Source organism: Fastidiosibacter lacustris, from assembly GCF_003428155.1.
Taxonomy (GTDB): domain Bacteria; phylum Pseudomonadota; class Gammaproteobacteria; order Francisellales; family Francisellaceae; genus Caedibacter; species Caedibacter lacustris.
In genome coordinates this window covers 25,742-43,524 of sequence record NZ_QLIR01000011.1, presented here as the reverse complement: position 1 = coordinate 43,524, position 17,783 = coordinate 25,742, and the positions used below count along the sequence as shown (strand labels likewise).

Genomic DNA, 17,783 nt, shown 5'->3' with positions numbered 1-17,783 from the left:
ATTATGGCTATTATCTCTTTACGCAATGCCGACCTTGCCTTTGGTCACCATAAACTCCTTGATAATATTTCTTTAGACATCGAGTCCAATAAACGTATTTGTTTAATTGGACGAAATGGCACAGGAAAATCCTCCCTTTTTAAAGTATTACAAGGTCAAATTTTACCTGATAGTGGTGAACGAATTGTTCATAATAACACCAAAATTGCATGGCTTGAACAAGAGGTACCAGAAAATACTAAAGGCACGGTCTTTGACGTTGTTTTAGCGGGTTTCGGGGAACTTGGTCAAATATTAACAAGTTATCAACATCAACTGCAAACTGATTTAAGCTTGCCTGATAACCTATCTAAACTAAGCGACTTACAAAAACAAATTGACGATGCACATGGTTGGGAAGCTCAAACTGAAGTGGAAAAAGTGCTCTCTAAGTTATCACTAGATAAAGAAGCTCCGTTTGATGATTTATCTGGAGGTCTTAAGCGTCGAGTTTTACTAGCTAAGGCGCTTGTAAAATCACCTGACTTATTACTATTAGATGAGCCAACTAACCATCTTGATATCGAATCGATAGAGTTCCTTGAACGTTTTTTATTGCAATTTAAAGGTAGTATTTTATTTATTACTCACGATCGTAGTTTTTTACAAAATATTGCCACTGATATTATGGAACTTGATCGAGGTAAAGTTCTTAGTTTTCCAGGAAATTATGAACGCTTCTTAGAACAAAAAGAAGCATATTTACACGCTGAAGATGTGCAAAATACCAATTTTGATAAAAAACTTAAGCAAGAAGAAGCTTGGATTCGTCAAGGCATTAAAGCCAGGCGCACACGTAACGAAGGGCGCGTTCGTGCGCTTAAAATCATGCGTGAACAAAGAAGTGCAAGGCGAGAACAACAAGGTAATGTATCATTAAGTGCATCCCAAGGTAGTAAATCCAGCAAAGTTGTTATTCGAGCTGAAAACCTTGGTTTTAGTTATCAAAACAACTCAATCTTTAATCATTTCTCATGTGAAATACAACGTGGAGATAAAATTGCAATCCTTGGTGCGAATGGTTGTGGTAAAAGTACATTGCTACAGGTTTTGCTTAAAAAGCGCCCTCCCTCTTTTGGCAATATTATTCACGGTGAAAACCTACAAATTGCTTATTTTGACCAGCTTCGAAATCAAATTAATCCCAACTTATCGTTAGTTGATAATGTAACGGAAGGTAGTGATTATCTTGATATCAATAATCAAAAAGTACACGTTATAGGCTATCTTCAAAACTTTTTATTTGACCCAAAACGCATGCAAAGCCCCGCTTCCTCACTTTCAGGAGGAGAACGTAACCGCCTATTACTTGCTAAACTCTTTGCCAAACCCAGTAATATTTTGGTACTTGATGAACCAACTAATGACCTAGACGTTGAAACTTTAGAAGTATTAGAAAGTTTGATTCTTGACTATACCGGTACTGTGCTTATCGTTAGCCATGATCGAAGCTTTATTAACAATATAGCTACTAGCACAATCGTGTTTCAAGGCAATGGAAAGTTGGAAGAATACATCGGTGGTTATGACGACTGGCTGCGTCAAAAACAATTTGCATCTGAAGTTCTTGAAAAATCAAAACCAAAGTCAGTCCAGCCAATAAAAGATAAAGCGAATCCCCCAAAAAAGCTCTCTTATGCACAAACAAAACAACTTGCTGCCTTACCTGATGAAATTGAAAAACTTGAGTCTGAAATTCAATCTTTGCAACAACAAATGTCTGAACCCCAATTTTACCAACAAGATAAAGTCAACATTCAACAAACCCAGCAGATACTAGAAGAAAAAACAACCTTGCTAAATGAAAAATACCAGCTCTGGGAAATGCTTTCTGAGTTTGAAGGACAATAACAAAAGCTTCTAATCACAAGAAAAAATAATCGCATTTAGCACTTTATAATTGGGGGTAAATCTATCAAAATAAGGACATGCTAAGCTTTCATCCACGAGTACAAAGATGTTACAAATGTTTGGTAACGATGCCTTATCCTCTTTTGACCAACAAAAACTGCTTAAGAAATTACAATCGATTGAACCTAATATCACCAATATTCAAGCTGAATATCTTCATTTTATTGATTATGCCAATACTTTAAGTGATACACAGCAAAAGAAACTTGAAGCACTTTTAGACTATGGTGATAAAGGTAAGCTTAACGATAAATCTGGGACTTCATTGATCGTCCTTCCACGCATAGGAACAATTTCCCCCTGGTCATCCAAAGCAACAGATATACTCCATAACTGTGGCTTTACTGATCTTAAACGAGTCGAACGTGGAACTGTATATTACCTTCAAACCAATGTTATATTAAGTAAAGAAAACTTAAACAAAATGGCTTCTGTATTACATGATCGGATGACGCAAAGTTTTAGTTTTGACATCAATACTATTAATCCATTTGCTAACACACATGGTCAAGGGATACTCAAAATCATCCCTCTTCTAGAACACGGTAAAAATGCATTAAATGACACTAATAATAGACTTGGTTTAGCACTCTCGGAAGACGAGATAAATTATTTAGCTCATGCCTTTGAAAATTTGGGTCGTAATCCAACCGATGTTGAGCTTATGATGTTTGCTCAAGCTAACTCTGAGCATTGTCGACATAAGATCTTTAAAGCAGATTGGATCATCGATGGTCAAGCAAAACCAAATGGTTTATTTTCGATGATAAAAAATACTTATGATCACCACAAAGAAAATATTTTATCCGCTTATCATGATAATGCCGCAGTAATTGCCGGGTACGCAGCTGAACGTCTGCAAAAAGATCAAAATGGTTTATATCACTTTAAGCGAGAGCCTATCCATATTCAGATAAAAGTTGAAACTCACAATCACCCAACGGCAATTGCACCTTATCCAGGAGCAGCAACAGGTGCAGGAGGTGAAATACGTGACGAAGGTGCAACAGGTCGTGGTGCTAAACCCAAAGCTGGTTTAACCGGTTACACCGTGTCCAATCTTCTGTTACCAAACGATATTCAACCGTGGGAAAAATCTTACGGCAAACCTAAACATATTTCTTCAGCATTAGATATTATGATAGAAGCACCATTAGGTGGAGCTGCATTTAATAACGAATTTGGGCGCCCTAATCTATGTGGTTATTTTCGCACCTTTGAGCAATCCTTTAATGGAGATGTGTGGGGTTATCACAAGCCAATCATGATCGCAGGCGGCTATGGTAACATCAAAGAGGAACATATCGAAAAACGCAAAATTCCAGTTGGTGCTAAAATCATTGTCTTAGGAGGACCTGGAATGCTGATTGGTTTAGGGGGAGGAGCTGCCTCCTCTGTTAATGCAGGTCATTCGAATGAGGCATTAGACTTTGCTTCTGTGCAGCGTGATAATGCTGAGATGGAACGTCGCGTGCAAGAAGTTATTGATAGCTGCTGGTCAATGGGTATAGATAATCCTATTATCAGTATTCATGATGTTGGTGCTGGTGGACTTTCTAATGCTTTACCTGAGTTGGTTGCAGATTGCGCACGAGGTGCAGTGTTTGAGTTAGATAAAATTACTGTTGCTGAAAAGGGCTTATCTCCACTTGAAATATGGTGCAATGAATCACAAGAGCGATATGTATTATCCATTGAAAGGAAAGATTTAAGCTTATTTGACAAAATTGCTAAACGTGAACGCTGTCCTTATACCATCGTTGGTGAAGCAATAGAAGAACAAATCTTAATTTTAAAAGACAGCGCTTCTGCTGTTGACCCCATCCATATGCCACTGTCTGTTTTATTAGGTAAACCACCTAAAACTCTTAAAAATGTGTGCTCAACTCCAAATTACAAAACAAACTGGGATTATTCTAGCATTAATTTGCATGAAGCAGTTAAACGCATTTTACGCCTACCTGCTGTTGGTAGTAAGAAATTCTTAATCACTATAGGCGATAGAACTGTTGGTGGCATGACTCAGCGCGATCAAATGGTGGGACCTTGGCAGGTACCTGTTGCTGACGTTGCTGTTACAGCTGCCAGTTTTACTGATTATCACGGTGAGGCTATGGCAATGGGAGAGCGCCCCATACTTGCGATGATGAACCCAGCTGCCGCTGCCAGAATGACAATTGGTGAAGCAATTACAAACATTGCAGCAGCATACATCTATCATCTCTCTGACGTTAAGCTTTCTGCAAATTGGATGGCAGCATGTGGACATAAAGGTGAAGATGCTAGGTTATATGAGATGGTTAAAACCATCGGCATGGAATTTTGTCCACAGCTAGACTTAACTATTCCTGTTGGTAAAGATTCACTTTCGATGCAAACCAAGTGGCAGGATGAAGAGGGTGATAAAATAGTGGTCTCTCCTGTATCATTAATTGCAACAGCCTTTGCGCCCGTACAAGATATTCGCCGCACATTAACACCACAATTGCGCTTAGCCTTTGAATCTGATTTAATTTTTATCGACTTAGGTATTGGTAAAAATCGCTTAGGTGGCTCCGCATTTGCACAAGTTTACAACGAACTTGGACAACAAACACCTGACATTGAACCTAAACACTTGCAAAACTTCTTTGCTGCTATTCATAAGCTTGTTAAAGACGATAAAATTCTTGCTTATCACGATCGTTCTGATGGTGGGTTATTTGTGACCCTCTGCGAAATGATGTTTGCTGCTAAGTGTGGACTTGATATTGATATTGAAGCTTTGGGCGAGGATGTACATGCGGCTTTATTCAATGAAGAACTTGGTGCAGTTATTCAAACGCGCAACATTGATCACGATATCGTTATGCAGCTTTTAACAAGCTTCCAATTAAAAGCACATCGAATTGGTAAACCAAATGCTTCAGTTGAGGATGCGAAATTTATTATCTACAACGATATTGACGAAATTTTCTGCGCTACAAGAGCAGAACTACAAGCACTGTGGTCACAAACTTCATACCAAATTCAGCGTATGCGTGACAATGCTCAATGTGCCGATCAAGAACACACACTCATTAAGGGTCTAACCGATCATGGACTATTTGCCCAAGTACCTTTTAGCCATAAAGAAAATATTGCTGCACCTTATTTAAATTTAAATATCAAACCTAAAATTGCGATTTTGCGCGAACAAGGCATAAACAGCCACAATGAAATGGCTGCTGCTTTCACTTTGAGTGGTTTTGATGCAATTGATGTCCATATGAGTGATTTACAGTACAATCGACTTGACCTTAATAAATTCAAAGGCTTAGCTACTTGTGGTGGTTTTTCTTATGGAGATGTATTAGGCGCTGGTGGTGGTTGGGCAAAGTCAATTCTATTTGATAATAAACTCTACGATCAGTTTGTACATTTCTTTAATCGAAGCGACACATTCACAGTTGGGATGTGTAATGGCTGTCAAATGCTATCGCAGTTAAAAGATATTATCCCTGGTGCCGAGCATTGGCCAAGGTTTGTTAGAAACCTATCTGAGCAGTTTGAAGCACGGCTTTCGATGGTTGAAGTATTGGAAACACCTTCTATTATATTTCAAGAAATGCAAGGCTTAAAAATGCCAATCGTCATCTCACATGGAGAAGGACGGACTCAATATCAACATCAAAATGATTTAAATTCGTTGATAGTCAATAAACAAACAACCTTACGTTTTATTGATAGCCACAGCAATCCCACTGAATATTATCCATTAAATCCCAATGGTTCTGCAGGTGGTTTTACAGGTTTTACCTCACAAGATGGGCGTGTCACGATTATGATGCCACATCCTGAACGTGCATTTAGGCTCGTCCAAATGTCATGGTATCCTGCTGATTGGCGCAATAAAGACCTTGAATACTCCCCATGGATGCGCTTGTTTATGAATGCACGCAAGTGGGTTAATTAAAAAACTAGAAGCGTATTCCTAACAGTCATTAGCAACTAGAAATGTATGCAATTTAAACGATATGGTAACTCAAGGGACAAATAGGCTTGAGAAACCGGATAACGCTGTAATGCTATCTATTGAAAAACACTACCATAAAATCCATTCATTTTCGCATGATTGAATTCTGAGAAAATCCATGGTTTTTCAGCTTCTTAAGGTATATTCTCAACAATATATAACCTTGACGATAAACCCACAAGCAAAATGAAACAAACTCATATTATTATAATTACTTACACTCAACCTACCCATATTATTGATGAAATACGTCCAAAACATCGTAAATTTCTGGATCGAGGTTATGAGGCAGGTCTATTTATCGCATCTGGTCCAAACAGTGACAAAAATGGAGGGGTTATTTTAGCAAGTGGGGACTTAAATGAAATTAAACAACTCATAAAACAAGATCCATTTGTAATCGAAAACGTTGCTAGCTATAGCTATCACAGCTTTGATCCAATTAAGTATGCTACAGCTTATCAGGTTTTTATTTAACCTGTTACCTTATATTTTATTTTTTAAACATGCTTTAACAAAGCCTTCAAATAAAGGATGACCATCACGTGGCGTTGATGTAAATTCAGGATGAAACTGGCAAGCAATAAACCACTGATGTGATGGAATTTCAATTACCTCAACAAGCTTATGGTCCTGTGACTTACCACTTACCACTAACCCCGCTTGTTCTAAAGCTCCAACATAGTGGTTATTAACTTCGTAACGATGGCGATGACGCTCTAGTATACTTTCTTTGTTATAAATCTTACGTACAAGAGTCCCTTCTTTTAAATGGCTAAGTTGTGCACCTAAACGCATTGTGCCCCCCAAGTCAGAATTTTGGCTACGCTTTTCTTTTGCACCTTGTGCGTTTTCCCATTCGGTAATAAGACCAATCAAAATATCAGTGGTCTCTGGTTTAAACTCAGTACTATTGGCATCTTTTAGCCCAAGCATATTGCGTGCAAACTCAATAACAGCAACTTGCATCCCTAGGCAAATCCCCAAAAATGGAATATTGTTTTCTCTTGCATATTGAACCGCTTTAATTTTTCCTTCTATACCTCGCGCACCAAAACCACCTGGCACCAAAATACCATCAACATCGCCAATAGTTTCTTTGACATTTGAGTTGTCAATCTCTTCTGCATCAATGAATTTAATATCTACCTTAGCATGATTGTGAATACCAGCATGGAATAACGCTTCATTTAAAGATTTATAGGCTTCAGTTAGACTTACATACTTACCAACTATTGCAATCGTTACTTCATATTTTGGGTTTTTGATTTCGTATACTACTTTATCCCATTCAGATAAATCAGCTGAACGTACATGTAATCCAAGTTGACTCACCACGCAAATGTCTAAACCTTGGTCATGATAGCGACGTGGAATCTCATAAATACTCGACACATCTTCTGCACTAAATACAGCAGATTCTGACACATTAGTAAACAAAGCAATTTTGCGCCGTTCATCAACATCAAAACTTTTTTCACAACGACAGACTAAAATATCAGGTTGAATACCAATGCTTCTTAGCTCTTTAACCGAATGCTGGGTCGGTTTTGTTTTAAGCTCACCTGCCGCTTTAATATAAGGCAAGAGCGTTAAATGTAAAAATAGGCTTCGTGCTTTACCTAATTGTTGTGCAAGCTGACGAATTGCTTCTAAGAATGGCAAAGATTCGATATCACCAACAGTACCTCCAATCTCAACAATCGCAACGTCTGTTTTATCATCAACTGCCTGTAGCACTTTAAGCTTAATCTCATCCGTAATATGAGGAATCACTTGAATCGTACCACCAAGATAATCACCACGACGCTCTTTTTTAATCACATCTTGGTAAACACGTCCAGTCGTAAAATTATTGCGCTTAGTCATTTTTGTGCGAATAAAGCGCTCATAGTGTCCTAAATCTAAATCAGTCTCAGCACCATCTTCGGTAACAAATACCTCACCATGCTGTAACGGACTCATGGTACCAGGATCAATGTTTATATATGGATCAAGTTTCATTAAAGTGACGTGTAAACCCCTACACTCCAGTAAAGTAGCTAAAGAAGCAGCAGTAATTCCCTTTCCTAAAGAGGAAACAACGCCACCTGTTACAAATACAAATTTGGTATGATTATTTTCAATATGGATAGACATAAAAAAGCTACGACATTAAACATTGTTAATGTTGGCAAAGCATAACAAAAAGCATCTTCTTGTGCTAGCAAATTTTGTTTTATCTCACTATAAAGTTATTCTGATTTTACAATCTCAACAACATTACCAGAGGGATCTTTTATATAACATGAGTAAGTATCATCACGATGACGTTTTAATTTTCCATATCGTTTAGCATCCTTAGAAATAAAGGCAATATGTGCTGGATGCTCATTGGATATCACGAAAGCAAGCTTAATATTTGCAAACTCAAGCATTGCCCACGTCTTGTCTTGATAAATAAGTTTTGCCTTAAAATGTGCCAAATACCACTGAACCGTTGTATCCAAATCTTCCACCACGATTGCCACATGATCTATCTTGTTCATAGCTCTGCCCTGTATGTTCTGTTACCATGCTTAAGTGTAACCCATCACAATTCTTTTAGCATAAAAGCCGCAAATGATTTGAATTAGGTAAATATACTTCATTAATGAGTTTTTTATTACTTTTTTGATTGATCTGCTGCTATACAATCTTTACATTCAATATAAAGCACTGAACTATGCTCAATAAGCCTACCACCTAGCTCTTCGACTGCTTTATTTTGTCTTGATTCAATGACATAATCAATAAACTCTTCTACTTTATGACATTTCACGCAAATCATATGATCGTGATGATCATCTGATTCTAGCTCGTAAACCGCTTGTTCACGACCAAGGTTAAGGCGTTGCAAAATTCCTGCTGACTCAAACTGAGCCAATACACGATAGACAGTAGCAATACCAACGTCTTCACTGTTCTGTTGTAGAATTTTATACACATCATCAGCTGATAAATGGCGCTGCTGTGAACTTTCAAAAATTCTTAATATTTTCAGCCTTTGTTGCGTTATCTTTAATCCTGCTTGTTTAAGATCTTCTTTTCCTAATGACATAAACTTAACGATATTAAGCTATAAATTGGGGTATTCTAACCACATCACTTTGATAAATGAAGTCATTGTACATAATTACCGATGAATTTTTATGTTATCTACACTAATTGCAAATTTTTATTCCCTCTTATTGCTTACCCTTGATTTTACATTCAAAGCCGCTACTATACGCCTTTATAGATATATCTTTAGGCTTAACATGCTTCATTACAAAGACTTACGAAATTTTTTAGATTATCTTGAAGAGCGCAATGAACTCAAACGTATTTACAAAGAAGTCTCACCATTCCTTGAAATGACTGAAATTTCTTCCCGCGTCTTACGCCAAAAAGGTCCCGCACTCTTATTTGAAAATCCAAAAGGTTATGACATGCCTGTATTGACAAATTTATTTGGCACAGAAAAGCGTATTGCCCTTGCTCTTGGTACAGACGATGTCAACAAATTACGTGAAATTGGTAAGCTTTTAGCCTATCTTAAGGAACCAGAACCACCTAAAGGATTAAAAGACGCTTGGGAAAAAATGCCAATTCTCAAGCAGGTATTAAAGATGTCACCTAAAGTCATAAAAAATGGACCTTGCCGTGAAGTAATTATTGAGCAAGATAATATTAATTTTTATCAAATGCCAATTCAAACCTGTTGGCCAAAAGATGCTGCACCACTTATTACTTGGGGACTTACTATTACTAATAGTATAAGGAAAGAGCGTTTAAACTTAGGTATCTATCGCCAACAAGTGATTGGTAAAAATAAACTTATCATGCGTTGGCTTCATCATCGAGGTGGTGCACTTGATTATCAAGCATGGTGTAAAACTTATCCTGATCAACCTTTCCCCGTTTGTGTTGCATTAGGCGCAGATCCTGCTACAACTTTAGCTGCTGTAACTCCAGTTCCTGATACACTTTCTGAATATGCCTTTGCAGGTCTTTTGCGCGGTAGTAAAACAGAGCTCACACCATCTTTACTACACGGTGATGACATCATGATACCAGCCTATGCTGAAATTATTTTGGAAGGTTATATCTATCCAAATGAAACTGCAAAAGAAGGTCCATATGGTGATCACACAGGCTATTATAATGAAGTTGAAACCTTTCCTGTTTTTACAGTTGAAAAAATAACGCATCGCAAAAATCCGATTTATCATAGTACCTATACTGGTCGCCCACCGGATGAGCCTGCCGTTTTAGGTGTTGCTTTTAATGAAATATTTGTCCCTATTATCCAAAAACAGTTTCCTGAAATTGTCGACTTCTATCTACCACCAGAAGGTTGCTCTTATCGCTTGGCAGTAGTAAGTATTAAAAAGCAGTATCCAGGACACGCCAAACGTATAATAATGGGAGTATGGTCATTCTTACGTCAGTTCATGTATACCAAATTTGTTATTGTTGTCGATGAAGATATTAATATACGCTCTTGGCAAGACGTTATCTGGGCGATTACGACTCGTATGGATCCGATTCGAGACACAACACTTATTGATAACACACCAATCGACTACTTAGATTTTGCCTCGCCAGTATCAAGCTTAGGTTCTAAAATGGGGTTAGATGCAACCAATAAATTACCTGGCGAAACAACCCGTGAATGGGGAGAAGTTATCACCATGCGTCAAGATATTATCGATAAAGTAGATATGTTGTGGCCTGAATTAGAAATTTAAACTCTACACCTTAATAGCCAATAATCGCTGGAAATATTCAACAGTGTACAGGAATTAAGAGGTTTAAATCTACTTAAAGTACATTTGATATAAATGAGTTAAATCTTCAAGTTTAGGCATAATTTCCTCGTTGTGAGGTTTGCGGTTTAACAGCTCTTGTAAAGCTTTCGGAGCTGGAACTTCCTTGTTAATAATTGGCTCTAAAACTTGCTCAAACTTAGCAGGATGTGCAGTTGCCACCATGATAAAATCCTGATTTTTTGGTAAATATGCGCGTGCAAAAAATGCAGTTGCTGTATGTGGACAAATCAACATATGGTATTTTGATTCAATTGCTTTAATCATATTAACAATATCCTGATCAGTTGCCTTAAATGCTTTAACGTTTTTCCGGAAATCCTCGACGCTATTATATAACGCATACAAACGTTCAAAATTACTTGGCTTACCAACGTCCATCGCATTAGCAAATGTTTGAATGCTATGTTTATTAGGTAGTATTCCATGAGCCAAAAATTGCCCAATTACATTGTTTTCATTTTGACTTATAATAATTTCATTAATAGGTAACCCCATTTTTTTTGCCCAAAAACATGCACAAACATTACCGATATTACCGGATGGCACAATAAAATTTGCTTTTTTGCCATACTCTAAATAGTACTGCCAAGCAACATAAGCATAATATGTTGTTTGAGGTAAAAGCCTACCGATATTAATACTATTTGAGGTATTTAAGTAGGTATTTTGTTGCCACCAACTATCTGCAAAAGCGGCTTTAACCAAAGTCTGGCAATCATCAAATGTACCTTTTACTGAAACTGCACACACATTATCCTGCCAACAAGTAATCTGTTGTTGTTGACGAAGCGATATTTTACCTTTTGGAAAAAGTACTATCACTTTTATCTTTGGTTTTTGATAAAATGCCGAAGCAACAGCTGATCCTGTGTCGCCTGAAGTTGCAACCATAATGGTAAAGCTTTTGTCTGTTTCAATATGTATTAAACAATTTGACAAAAATCGCGCACCAAAATCTTTAAATGAAAGTGTTGGTCCGTGAAACAACTCTAACATTGCATTATATTGATCTAGTCTTAGACAGGGTAAATCAAAGTTAAAACTCTCTTTACAGATTTGATCAAGTTTATCCTTTAACGGATCATCTGCAAAAAAAGGTTCGAGTAATTTAACTGCAAATTTAGCATAAGGAAGATCTGTTGTTAAAGATTGCCAATCAAAAGTTGGAAAAGCCTCTGGCACATACAAACCACCATCACATGCTAAACCATTTTGTAATGCTTCAGATAAAGTGACAAAGGTGTTTTTATTTCGTGTACTAATAAAATTCATCTTTCCTCTCGCGTTATTATTCTTGCACCCTCTACGTTAAGTGGATTTACATAAGCTTGACTATCCAAGCCCTCTTTTTGAAAAATTTGTTGTAATTCCGATGCAATGTATGTAGATGTTTGTCGCTCACAAGCCAAAGCAAATACAGCAGGTCCCGAGCCAGAAATCCCAAATCCTAAAGCACCTAGCGCTAAAGCTTTATCCTTAGCCTGATCATAGCCTCTAATTAGGAGTTTACGCTTTGGCTCTACTAAAATATCAATAAAATTTTCTGTCAACCTTTTTATATTTTTCTCATAAAGCGCACTAATAACAGCTGCTGTTTTTGCACTTTGGGCAACAAAATCTTTTATATTAAAAGGCACATCAATGAGTTTACGTGCTTCTTTTGTTTCTATTTGAAGCTTTGGCACCACAACAGCGGCATAAAGCTCAAGCGTTGGCAGTTGAATAAACTTGCATGGCTGTGAGTTTTGTAGTAAAACTAAACCTCCAAACATTGCAGGTACGGCATTATCACCATGATAAGCGCCCCCTGAGGTTAAACTCTCACCATAAATAGCATAATCAATCAAACGCTCCTTTGGTAATGGCGCTTGTAAAAATTCATTCACCGCTAGGATTGCCGCTACAGATGAGGCCGCAGACCCGCCGATACCTGATCCAATGGGAATGCCTTTTTCAATCGTGATATCCAATCCTATTTTTAAATGATGGTCGTTTATAAATTTCTTAATTACTGCGCCACAGACGTTTTTATCTATATTTAAACTTAGATCGTTCTTCGTAAGCACACCTTTAATATCTTTAATGACAAGCTGATCATCATCTCTACGTGTTAAATGCACAATATCACCCACACCTGAAATAGCAAAACCCATTAAATCAAAACCTACAGCAAAGTTAGCACTTGTTGCAGGTGCAAAGGCAGAACCTTTTTTTATATTGTCATTCACCGATATTTTCATTTCTTCTTGTTGCAACGGTCTATCCATTTTTTAAATCCTTTACTGCTAAGCGCATCATTAAATGTGGCTTAGGGTTGTTAGTGGGGAGAAACTCCTCAAGGCTCTTAAACCCGGGTTTTTCATAAACATAAATTGCTTTTGTATTTGCTTTTTCTGGGTTAATAATGAAATAATCAACCTCTGAAAACTGATCTAATATAAACGCCTTGATCATTTTATAACTTAACCCTTGGTCAAGAAATTCTTTTGCACCAATAAGAAGATCTAACGTCAACATTTTTTTACCTTCTACATACCACTTATCATAATTATGGTTTGGATCATATGGTCCATTGATGAAAGTGGTAATTAAAAAACCAAACGGTTTATCATTACAAAATGCCACCCACTGGTTGAAAGTATAACTCCCATTATCATTAACCCCCTGACAATAAAGCTCAAGGTTGTTTAGCGTATTTTTAAGCCCATCTCCATAATAAAATTCTTGAACGTGTTTTTCACTAAGCCAACTAAGAATCATAGCTTTATAAGCGCTATTTACTTTCTCAAATTTTAGTCTCATCATTTTAACGTTCTTCTTTGCTAAATTTTTTCATAAATCTCTCGCAATCTGCTCAACCTTTACTTGATTCAAGCAATATACAGTCTCATCTGAAATAGTATACCTATCGACGTTAACGGCAATCCATTTCGCTGTTGGGATTATATCATATGCCCACATCTCTGTTAGTTTTTGACTTATCATAAAATTCTGTAATATAAATAGTGCATTTTTTTGTTTTTCAGTTATGATTTTGTCAGTTAAATCTTAATATTTTGTGCGATAATTCAGTAATTTGCAGGGGTCTCCCCCATCAAGAATTTAGATTATGACTGCACAAAGTAGTTAAGGAAAGGAATTTTCTAACAACCCAAACAAGGAGATAAATAAATGAACACCAAAAAATCTGCCCTTATCACAGCCGCTTTAGCTTTTGGTATGTCTAGTAGCACTTTTGCAAACAATACCAATTTCCAAAGTAATGACATGAATTCAGGTTATGCCAATGCCCAAACTAACAGTATGCAAGCCGATCAAAACCCTAATGCCGATAATATTAAACTTGAAGATGCAAAATGCGGGGCAGGTAAGTGTGGTGAAGGTCAATGTAGTGGCATGTACTCATCTGATAACACCTCTGATGCAAATTGTGAAAGTGGCTCATGTGACAGTGATTCAACTATGTAATAACGCATACCTGAGTTGAACAAATATACACAATGACTAATCTTACTATCCATCATAAAGCAATTGGCTTGGGACTAAGGCAAGAGTTTTTTAACACACTTTTAGCACAAACCGATATTGTTGATTTTATTGAAATTGCGCCTGAAAACTGGCTTGGAATGGGTGGTAAGCGTAAACATTTACTTAACCAATACCTGCAAAAGCTTCCTATTGTATTGCATGGGCTTAATCTTTCTATTGGTAGTATTGCACCACTTAATATCAAATTTATTAAGTCAATTAAAGCCTTTATGCGTGAATATAATATTTTGATATATAGTGAGCATCTAAGCTTCTGTAGCGATGCACAAGGCTATCTATATGACTTATTACCTTTGCCTTTTCATGACAAGACAATCAAACACGTTGTTATGAAAATTAAACAAGTCCAAGATATAATCGAACAACCTCTTGTATTAGAGAATATCTCATATTATGCTGCTCCTATTCAAGTCATTAAAGAAATTGATTTCTTAAATATCGTTATTCAAGAATCTGGATGTCAGCTACTCTTAGACGTCAACAATGTTTATGTCAATAGCATTAATCATGGCTATAACCCTTATACGTTTATTGACCAACTACCAACCAATAAAATTTGTTATATTCATATTGCTGGTCACTGTCAAAAAACAGACAGTTTAATTATCGATACGCATGGTGAAGATGTAAATAGCTCTGTGTGGCAGCTACTACAGTACACTTATCAAACACATGGCTTTTTCCCAACACTTCTTGAGCGTGATTTTAATATTCCAAACTTATTATCGTTGCAACAAGAACTTAGTACGATTAAGTCTATTCATAACAGATGTGAATCAAAGGTATTTGAATAATGTTTGATACGATGTCTGACTTTGCTCATAATATCCGTAATCAATCCACCTTAAAATCAATTGTCAATGTTCATGATAATCGTATGCAAATTTATCAAGAACTTATATACAACAATATCAATAGTATACTTAAGCGCGCCTTTCCTGTTAGTTTTTCTATTTTAACTTCTTCTCAATGGCATAAATTAGTTAAAGGTTTCATTAAAGACCACAGTGCAACGAGCCCTTATTTTTACCATATCCCTAAACAATTTGTTGACTACCTAAATGGACTACCTAAACTCAGTTTTCCATTTCTAGTCGAACTTATGCACTATGAGTGGATTGAACTTGAGGTCGAAATTTCACCCGATTACCAACCTAAAGAAATTATTGATAATAAAGATACACTTATTCGTAACACTAGTACTCGTGTTTTAATTTACCAATTCCCTGTCCATCAAATATGCAGAAATTATTTACCACTTAATCCACCTCTAAACCCTACATTTTTAATTGTTTACCGTAATTATGATTTTAAAGTTTGTTTTATGGAAGTAAATTTACTAAGTGCTCGCCTAGTTGAGGTTTTTGAGTCTGGATTTAATATTGATACCGCACTTAAAATTACTGCGGATAACTTATTACTTACGTTTAATGATGATTTTGTCATAGCAGGTCGTGCATTATGCGAGTCTTTTTTACGCAAAAATATTTTAACGCATTTATAACAATCGATAAGGAAGAAAATGATTTTATTTATTTTTCTGCAAACACTCATTAGAATGAACGACCGTTCTACGTTTATATTAAGGTAAAGCTAGAAATGACGCAACAGGGTACTTTTTACATTCATTCTTATTTACATCCTACTAGCTTAGCTAATGACTTCATGACTTTTTTGTCTATAATTACGCTTTTTTTACAAAGCAATGGCAAACTAAGGAAGCGTCATGCACGGATTTAGAAGTCCCCATTTTTATTTTAAAAGCTTTATGACAGGCTTATTAGTCATCTTTGGCATTATATACTTTGAATTCACAGGCTTAAAACCCTGTCCAATGTGTTTACTACAACAATTTGCAATTTTGCTGCTCACCGTTGTTTCATTGATTGCACTACTGCATCGACCACAAACCACTGGTGTGCGTATTTATAGTTTTATAATTGGAATTATTTCGCTACTTGGTGCACTTATTGCCCTTAAACAAGTTTGGATGCAATGGCATCCTAGCAAATATATTGGAAGCTGTGAAGCCGGTGTTGATAGCTTATTCCAAAACCTACCGCTTTTGAACTTTGTAAAAGCTTTATTTACCAGTGGACCAGATTGCTCGCAAATTGACTGGCAACTATTTGGTTTAAGCATGGCAGCGTATAGCTTTATGATCTTTATCATATTTTCTGCGCTACATTTTTGGCAATTTTTGTTTTATAACTCTACACATCATCTTAAAAACACTAAAAAAGGATAAATCATGGTTGAGCATGTTCAACAGGCTTCAAAAAAGAAGTTCATTACGGCTTTTATTATCGTTATTGCCATACTCGTTGTAGTATTTGGTGGTATATTTGGTTTTGCAGCCTTTGTCAACGGCAAAAAAGCAGCTGCAATGGCAACTTGGAAAATGCAACCACCTGAAGTGACCGCCACTCAAGCAAAAGCACAAACTTGGTATCCAACGGTTAAAACCATAGGCGAAGCCGTAGCTATCCAAAATGTTAACGTTACTGCACAAGCTTCAGGCTTAGTTTCCTCTATTTCGTTTGAAGCAGGACAAATGGTCAAAAAAGGACAAGTACTTTTCACGTTGGATACACAACAATTACAAGCACAATTAAAACAAGCTCAAGCTGATCTGGAACTTGCTAGAATTACTTATGAGCGCGACCTGGATCTTGTTAAACAACAAGCTATTTCACAACAAACAGCAGATGAGTCTAAAGCAAAATATGAAGCAAATCTTGCAAACGTTGCCTCCATTCAAGCTAATATTGGTTATCACATTGTTAAAGCCCCATTTGATGGTAAAATTGGTCTTCGTCAAATCAGTCTTGGTCAATATTTCAGTGCTGGTAATAATGCTGCAACACTCACCGAAATTTCACCTATCTACATTAACTTTACCGTTACTCAAAATTACTTAAGCAACTTACACGTCGATGGTGAAATCGAATTTAGTAGCGATACCTATCCAAGGAAAGTATTTAAAGCAAAAATTACAGCGCTTAACTCAGAAATTACTAGTGATAATCGCGCAATCAATGTCCAAGCCACCTATGATAATAAAGATCAACAATATTTGATTTACCCTGGTATGTTCTTAGACGTTAGCGTTATTTTGCCTCCAATTGATAACACTATTATCATTCCACGTAACGCGGTAAGCTACGCCCTTTATGGTGAAACTGTATTTGTACTTGTATCTGATTACAAAGATGGTAAGCCTGTTATAGCTGAATATAGTGCATTTAAAGACGGTCAAGCTCAAATTATTTCAACAGGTAAACAGCAATACACTGCCAAACAAATTCCGGTAAAAACAACTATGACTAATAATAATGAAGTTATTGTAGAAGGCATAAAAGCAAATGAAATTGTTGCAACTTCTGGTCAAAATAAATTACAAAACGGTAGCAGTGCCATCATCAACAATGACTATAACTTTAAAAACAATCCATAGG

15 protein-coding genes are annotated in these 17,783 nt (G+C 36.6%); 9 read left to right on the top strand and 6 right to left on the bottom strand.

Annotation, left to right across the window (positions count from 1 at the left end; all coding sequences use genetic code 11):
• The first annotated feature begins 3 nt into the window (after positions 1–3).
• The 3 genes from DNJ77_RS06420 (at position 4) to DNJ77_RS06410 (ending at position 6,421) form a co-directional block, all read left to right on the top strand.
• Entirely contained in the window at positions 4–1,890 is a 1,887-nt protein-coding gene (locus DNJ77_RS06420) for an ATP-binding cassette domain-containing protein (RefSeq protein ID WP_116964170.1), read from the top strand.
• 106 nt (positions 1,891–1,996) lie between these two features.
• Positions 1,997–5,884, top strand: a complete 3,888-nt coding sequence (purL, locus tag DNJ77_RS06415; protein ID WP_116964169.1) for a phosphoribosylformylglycinamidine synthase — start codon at positions 1,997–1,999, stop codon at positions 5,882–5,884.
• Positions 5,885–6,130: 246 nt separating this feature from the next.
• The gene (locus DNJ77_RS06410) at positions 6,131–6,421 is read left to right on the top strand and encodes a YciI family protein (protein ID WP_116964168.1); all 291 of its coding nucleotides are present in this window, start codon (positions 6,131–6,133) and stop codon (positions 6,419–6,421) included.
• 9 nt (positions 6,422–6,430) lie between these two features.
• On the opposite strand, the gene DNJ77_RS06405 is transcribed toward DNJ77_RS06410, so the two are convergent.
• From DNJ77_RS06405 to fur, 3 genes are all read right to left on the bottom strand, one after another.
• The gene (locus tag DNJ77_RS06405; protein WP_116964167.1) at positions 6,431–8,083 is read right to left on the bottom strand and encodes a CTP synthase; all 1,653 of its coding nucleotides are present in this window, start codon (positions 8,081–8,083) and stop codon (positions 6,431–6,433) included.
• A gap of 95 nt (positions 8,084–8,178) precedes the next feature.
• Positions 8,179–8,472, bottom strand: a complete 294-nt coding sequence (locus tag DNJ77_RS06400; RefSeq protein ID WP_116964166.1) for a VOC family protein — start codon at positions 8,470–8,472, stop codon at positions 8,179–8,181.
• Between the two features lie 116 nt (positions 8,473–8,588).
• Positions 8,589–9,023 carry a ferric iron uptake transcriptional regulator gene (gene fur / locus DNJ77_RS06395; protein WP_116964165.1) on the bottom strand — a complete coding sequence of 145 codons (435 nt, stop codon included), beginning with the start codon at positions 9,021–9,023 and terminating at the stop codon, positions 8,589–8,591.
• Positions 9,024–9,222: 199 nt separating this feature from the next.
• On the opposite strand from fur, the gene ubiD reads away from it, so the two are divergent.
• Entirely contained in the window at positions 9,223–10,695 is a 1,473-nt protein-coding gene (gene ubiD / locus DNJ77_RS06390; protein WP_116964164.1) for a 4-hydroxy-3-polyprenylbenzoate decarboxylase, read from the top strand.
• Positions 10,696–10,764: 69 nt separating this feature from the next.
• Here ubiD and thrC read toward each other — a convergent pair whose 3' ends face one another.
• Genes thrC through DNJ77_RS06375 form a run of 3 tightly spaced genes read right to left on the bottom strand, consistent with a single transcriptional unit; the run spans position 10,765 to position 13,581 of the window.
• Positions 10,765–12,048, bottom strand: coding sequence for a threonine synthase (gene thrC / locus DNJ77_RS06385; protein ID WP_116964163.1), 1,284 nt, complete (start codon positions 12,046–12,048; stop codon positions 10,765–10,767).
• Complete coding sequence (locus tag DNJ77_RS06380) at positions 12,045–13,043, bottom strand: homoserine kinase (protein ID WP_239986766.1); 999 nt, start codon at positions 13,041–13,043, stop codon at positions 12,045–12,047. Before DNJ77_RS06380 ends, thrC begins: the two co-directional genes overlap by 4 nt.
• Positions 13,036–13,581, bottom strand: coding sequence for a GNAT family N-acetyltransferase (locus DNJ77_RS06375; RefSeq protein WP_116964162.1), 546 nt, complete (start codon positions 13,579–13,581; stop codon positions 13,036–13,038). The genes DNJ77_RS06380 and DNJ77_RS06375 overlap by 8 nt, the downstream gene beginning before the upstream one ends.
• A 366-nt stretch (positions 13,582–13,947) precedes the next feature.
• Between DNJ77_RS06375 and DNJ77_RS06370 the strand changes: the two genes are divergently transcribed.
• The 5 genes from DNJ77_RS06370 (at position 13,948) to DNJ77_RS06350 (ending at position 17,782) form a co-directional block, all read left to right on the top strand.
• A complete protein-coding gene (locus DNJ77_RS06370; protein ID WP_116964161.1) occupies positions 13,948–14,244 on the top strand; it encodes a hypothetical protein in 297 nt (98 codons plus the stop codon).
• Positions 14,245–14,276: 32 nt separating this feature from the next.
• Entirely contained in the window at positions 14,277–15,119 is an 843-nt protein-coding gene (locus DNJ77_RS06365; protein WP_116964160.1) for an HvfB family MNIO-type RiPP peptide maturase, read from the top strand.
• Positions 15,119–15,829, top strand: coding sequence for an HvfC family RiPP maturation protein (locus DNJ77_RS06360; RefSeq protein ID WP_116964159.1), 711 nt, complete (start codon positions 15,119–15,121; stop codon positions 15,827–15,829). Before DNJ77_RS06365 ends, DNJ77_RS06360 begins: the two co-directional genes overlap by 1 nt.
• Before the next feature lie 222 nt (positions 15,830–16,051).
• Positions 16,052–16,573 carry a disulfide bond formation protein B gene (locus tag DNJ77_RS06355; protein ID WP_116964158.1) on the top strand — a complete coding sequence of 174 codons (522 nt, stop codon included), beginning with the start codon at positions 16,052–16,054 and terminating at the stop codon, positions 16,571–16,573.
• Between the two features lie 3 nt (positions 16,574–16,576).
• Positions 16,577–17,782 carry an efflux RND transporter periplasmic adaptor subunit gene (locus DNJ77_RS06350; RefSeq protein WP_116964157.1) on the top strand — a complete coding sequence of 402 codons (1,206 nt, stop codon included), beginning with the start codon at positions 16,577–16,579 and terminating at the stop codon, positions 17,780–17,782.
• The last annotated feature ends 1 nt before the right edge of the window (position 17,783 follow it).

Coding starts and splice junctions, on each gene's coding strand:
- DNJ77_RS06420 (WP_116964170.1), top strand. CDS start 4: ATGGCTATTATCTCTTTACGCAATGCCGACCTTGCCTTTGGTCACCAT.
- purL (WP_116964169.1), top strand. CDS start 1,997: ATGTTACAAATGTTTGGTAACGATGCCTTATCCTCTTTTGACCAACAA.
- DNJ77_RS06410 (WP_116964168.1), top strand. CDS start 6,131: ATGAAACAAACTCATATTATTATAATTACTTACACTCAACCTACCCAT.
- DNJ77_RS06405 (WP_116964167.1), bottom strand. CDS start 8,083: ATGTCTATCCATATTGAAAATAATCATACCAAATTTGTATTTGTAACA.
- DNJ77_RS06400 (WP_116964166.1), bottom strand. CDS start 8,472: ATGAACAAGATAGATCATGTGGCAATCGTGGTGGAAGATTTGGATACA.
- fur (WP_116964165.1), bottom strand. CDS start 9,023: ATGTCATTAGGAAAAGAAGATCTTAAACAAGCAGGATTAAAGATAACG.
- ubiD (WP_116964164.1), top strand. CDS start 9,223: ATGCTTCATTACAAAGACTTACGAAATTTTTTAGATTATCTTGAAGAG.
- thrC (WP_116964163.1), bottom strand. CDS start 12,048: ATGAATTTTATTAGTACACGAAATAAAAACACCTTTGTCACTTTATCT.
- DNJ77_RS06380 (WP_239986766.1), bottom strand. CDS start 13,043: ATGGATAGACCGTTGCAACAAGAAGAAATGAAAATATCGGTGAATGAC.
- DNJ77_RS06375 (WP_116964162.1), bottom strand. CDS start 13,581: ATGATGAGACTAAAATTTGAGAAAGTAAATAGCGCTTATAAAGCTATG.
- DNJ77_RS06370 (WP_116964161.1), top strand. CDS start 13,948: ATGAACACCAAAAAATCTGCCCTTATCACAGCCGCTTTAGCTTTTGGT.
- DNJ77_RS06365 (WP_116964160.1), top strand. CDS start 14,277: ATGACTAATCTTACTATCCATCATAAAGCAATTGGCTTGGGACTAAGG.
- DNJ77_RS06360 (WP_116964159.1), top strand. CDS start 15,119: ATGTTTGATACGATGTCTGACTTTGCTCATAATATCCGTAATCAATCC.
- DNJ77_RS06355 (WP_116964158.1), top strand. CDS start 16,052: ATGCACGGATTTAGAAGTCCCCATTTTTATTTTAAAAGCTTTATGACA.
- DNJ77_RS06350 (WP_116964157.1), top strand. CDS start 16,577: ATGGTTGAGCATGTTCAACAGGCTTCAAAAAAGAAGTTCATTACGGCT.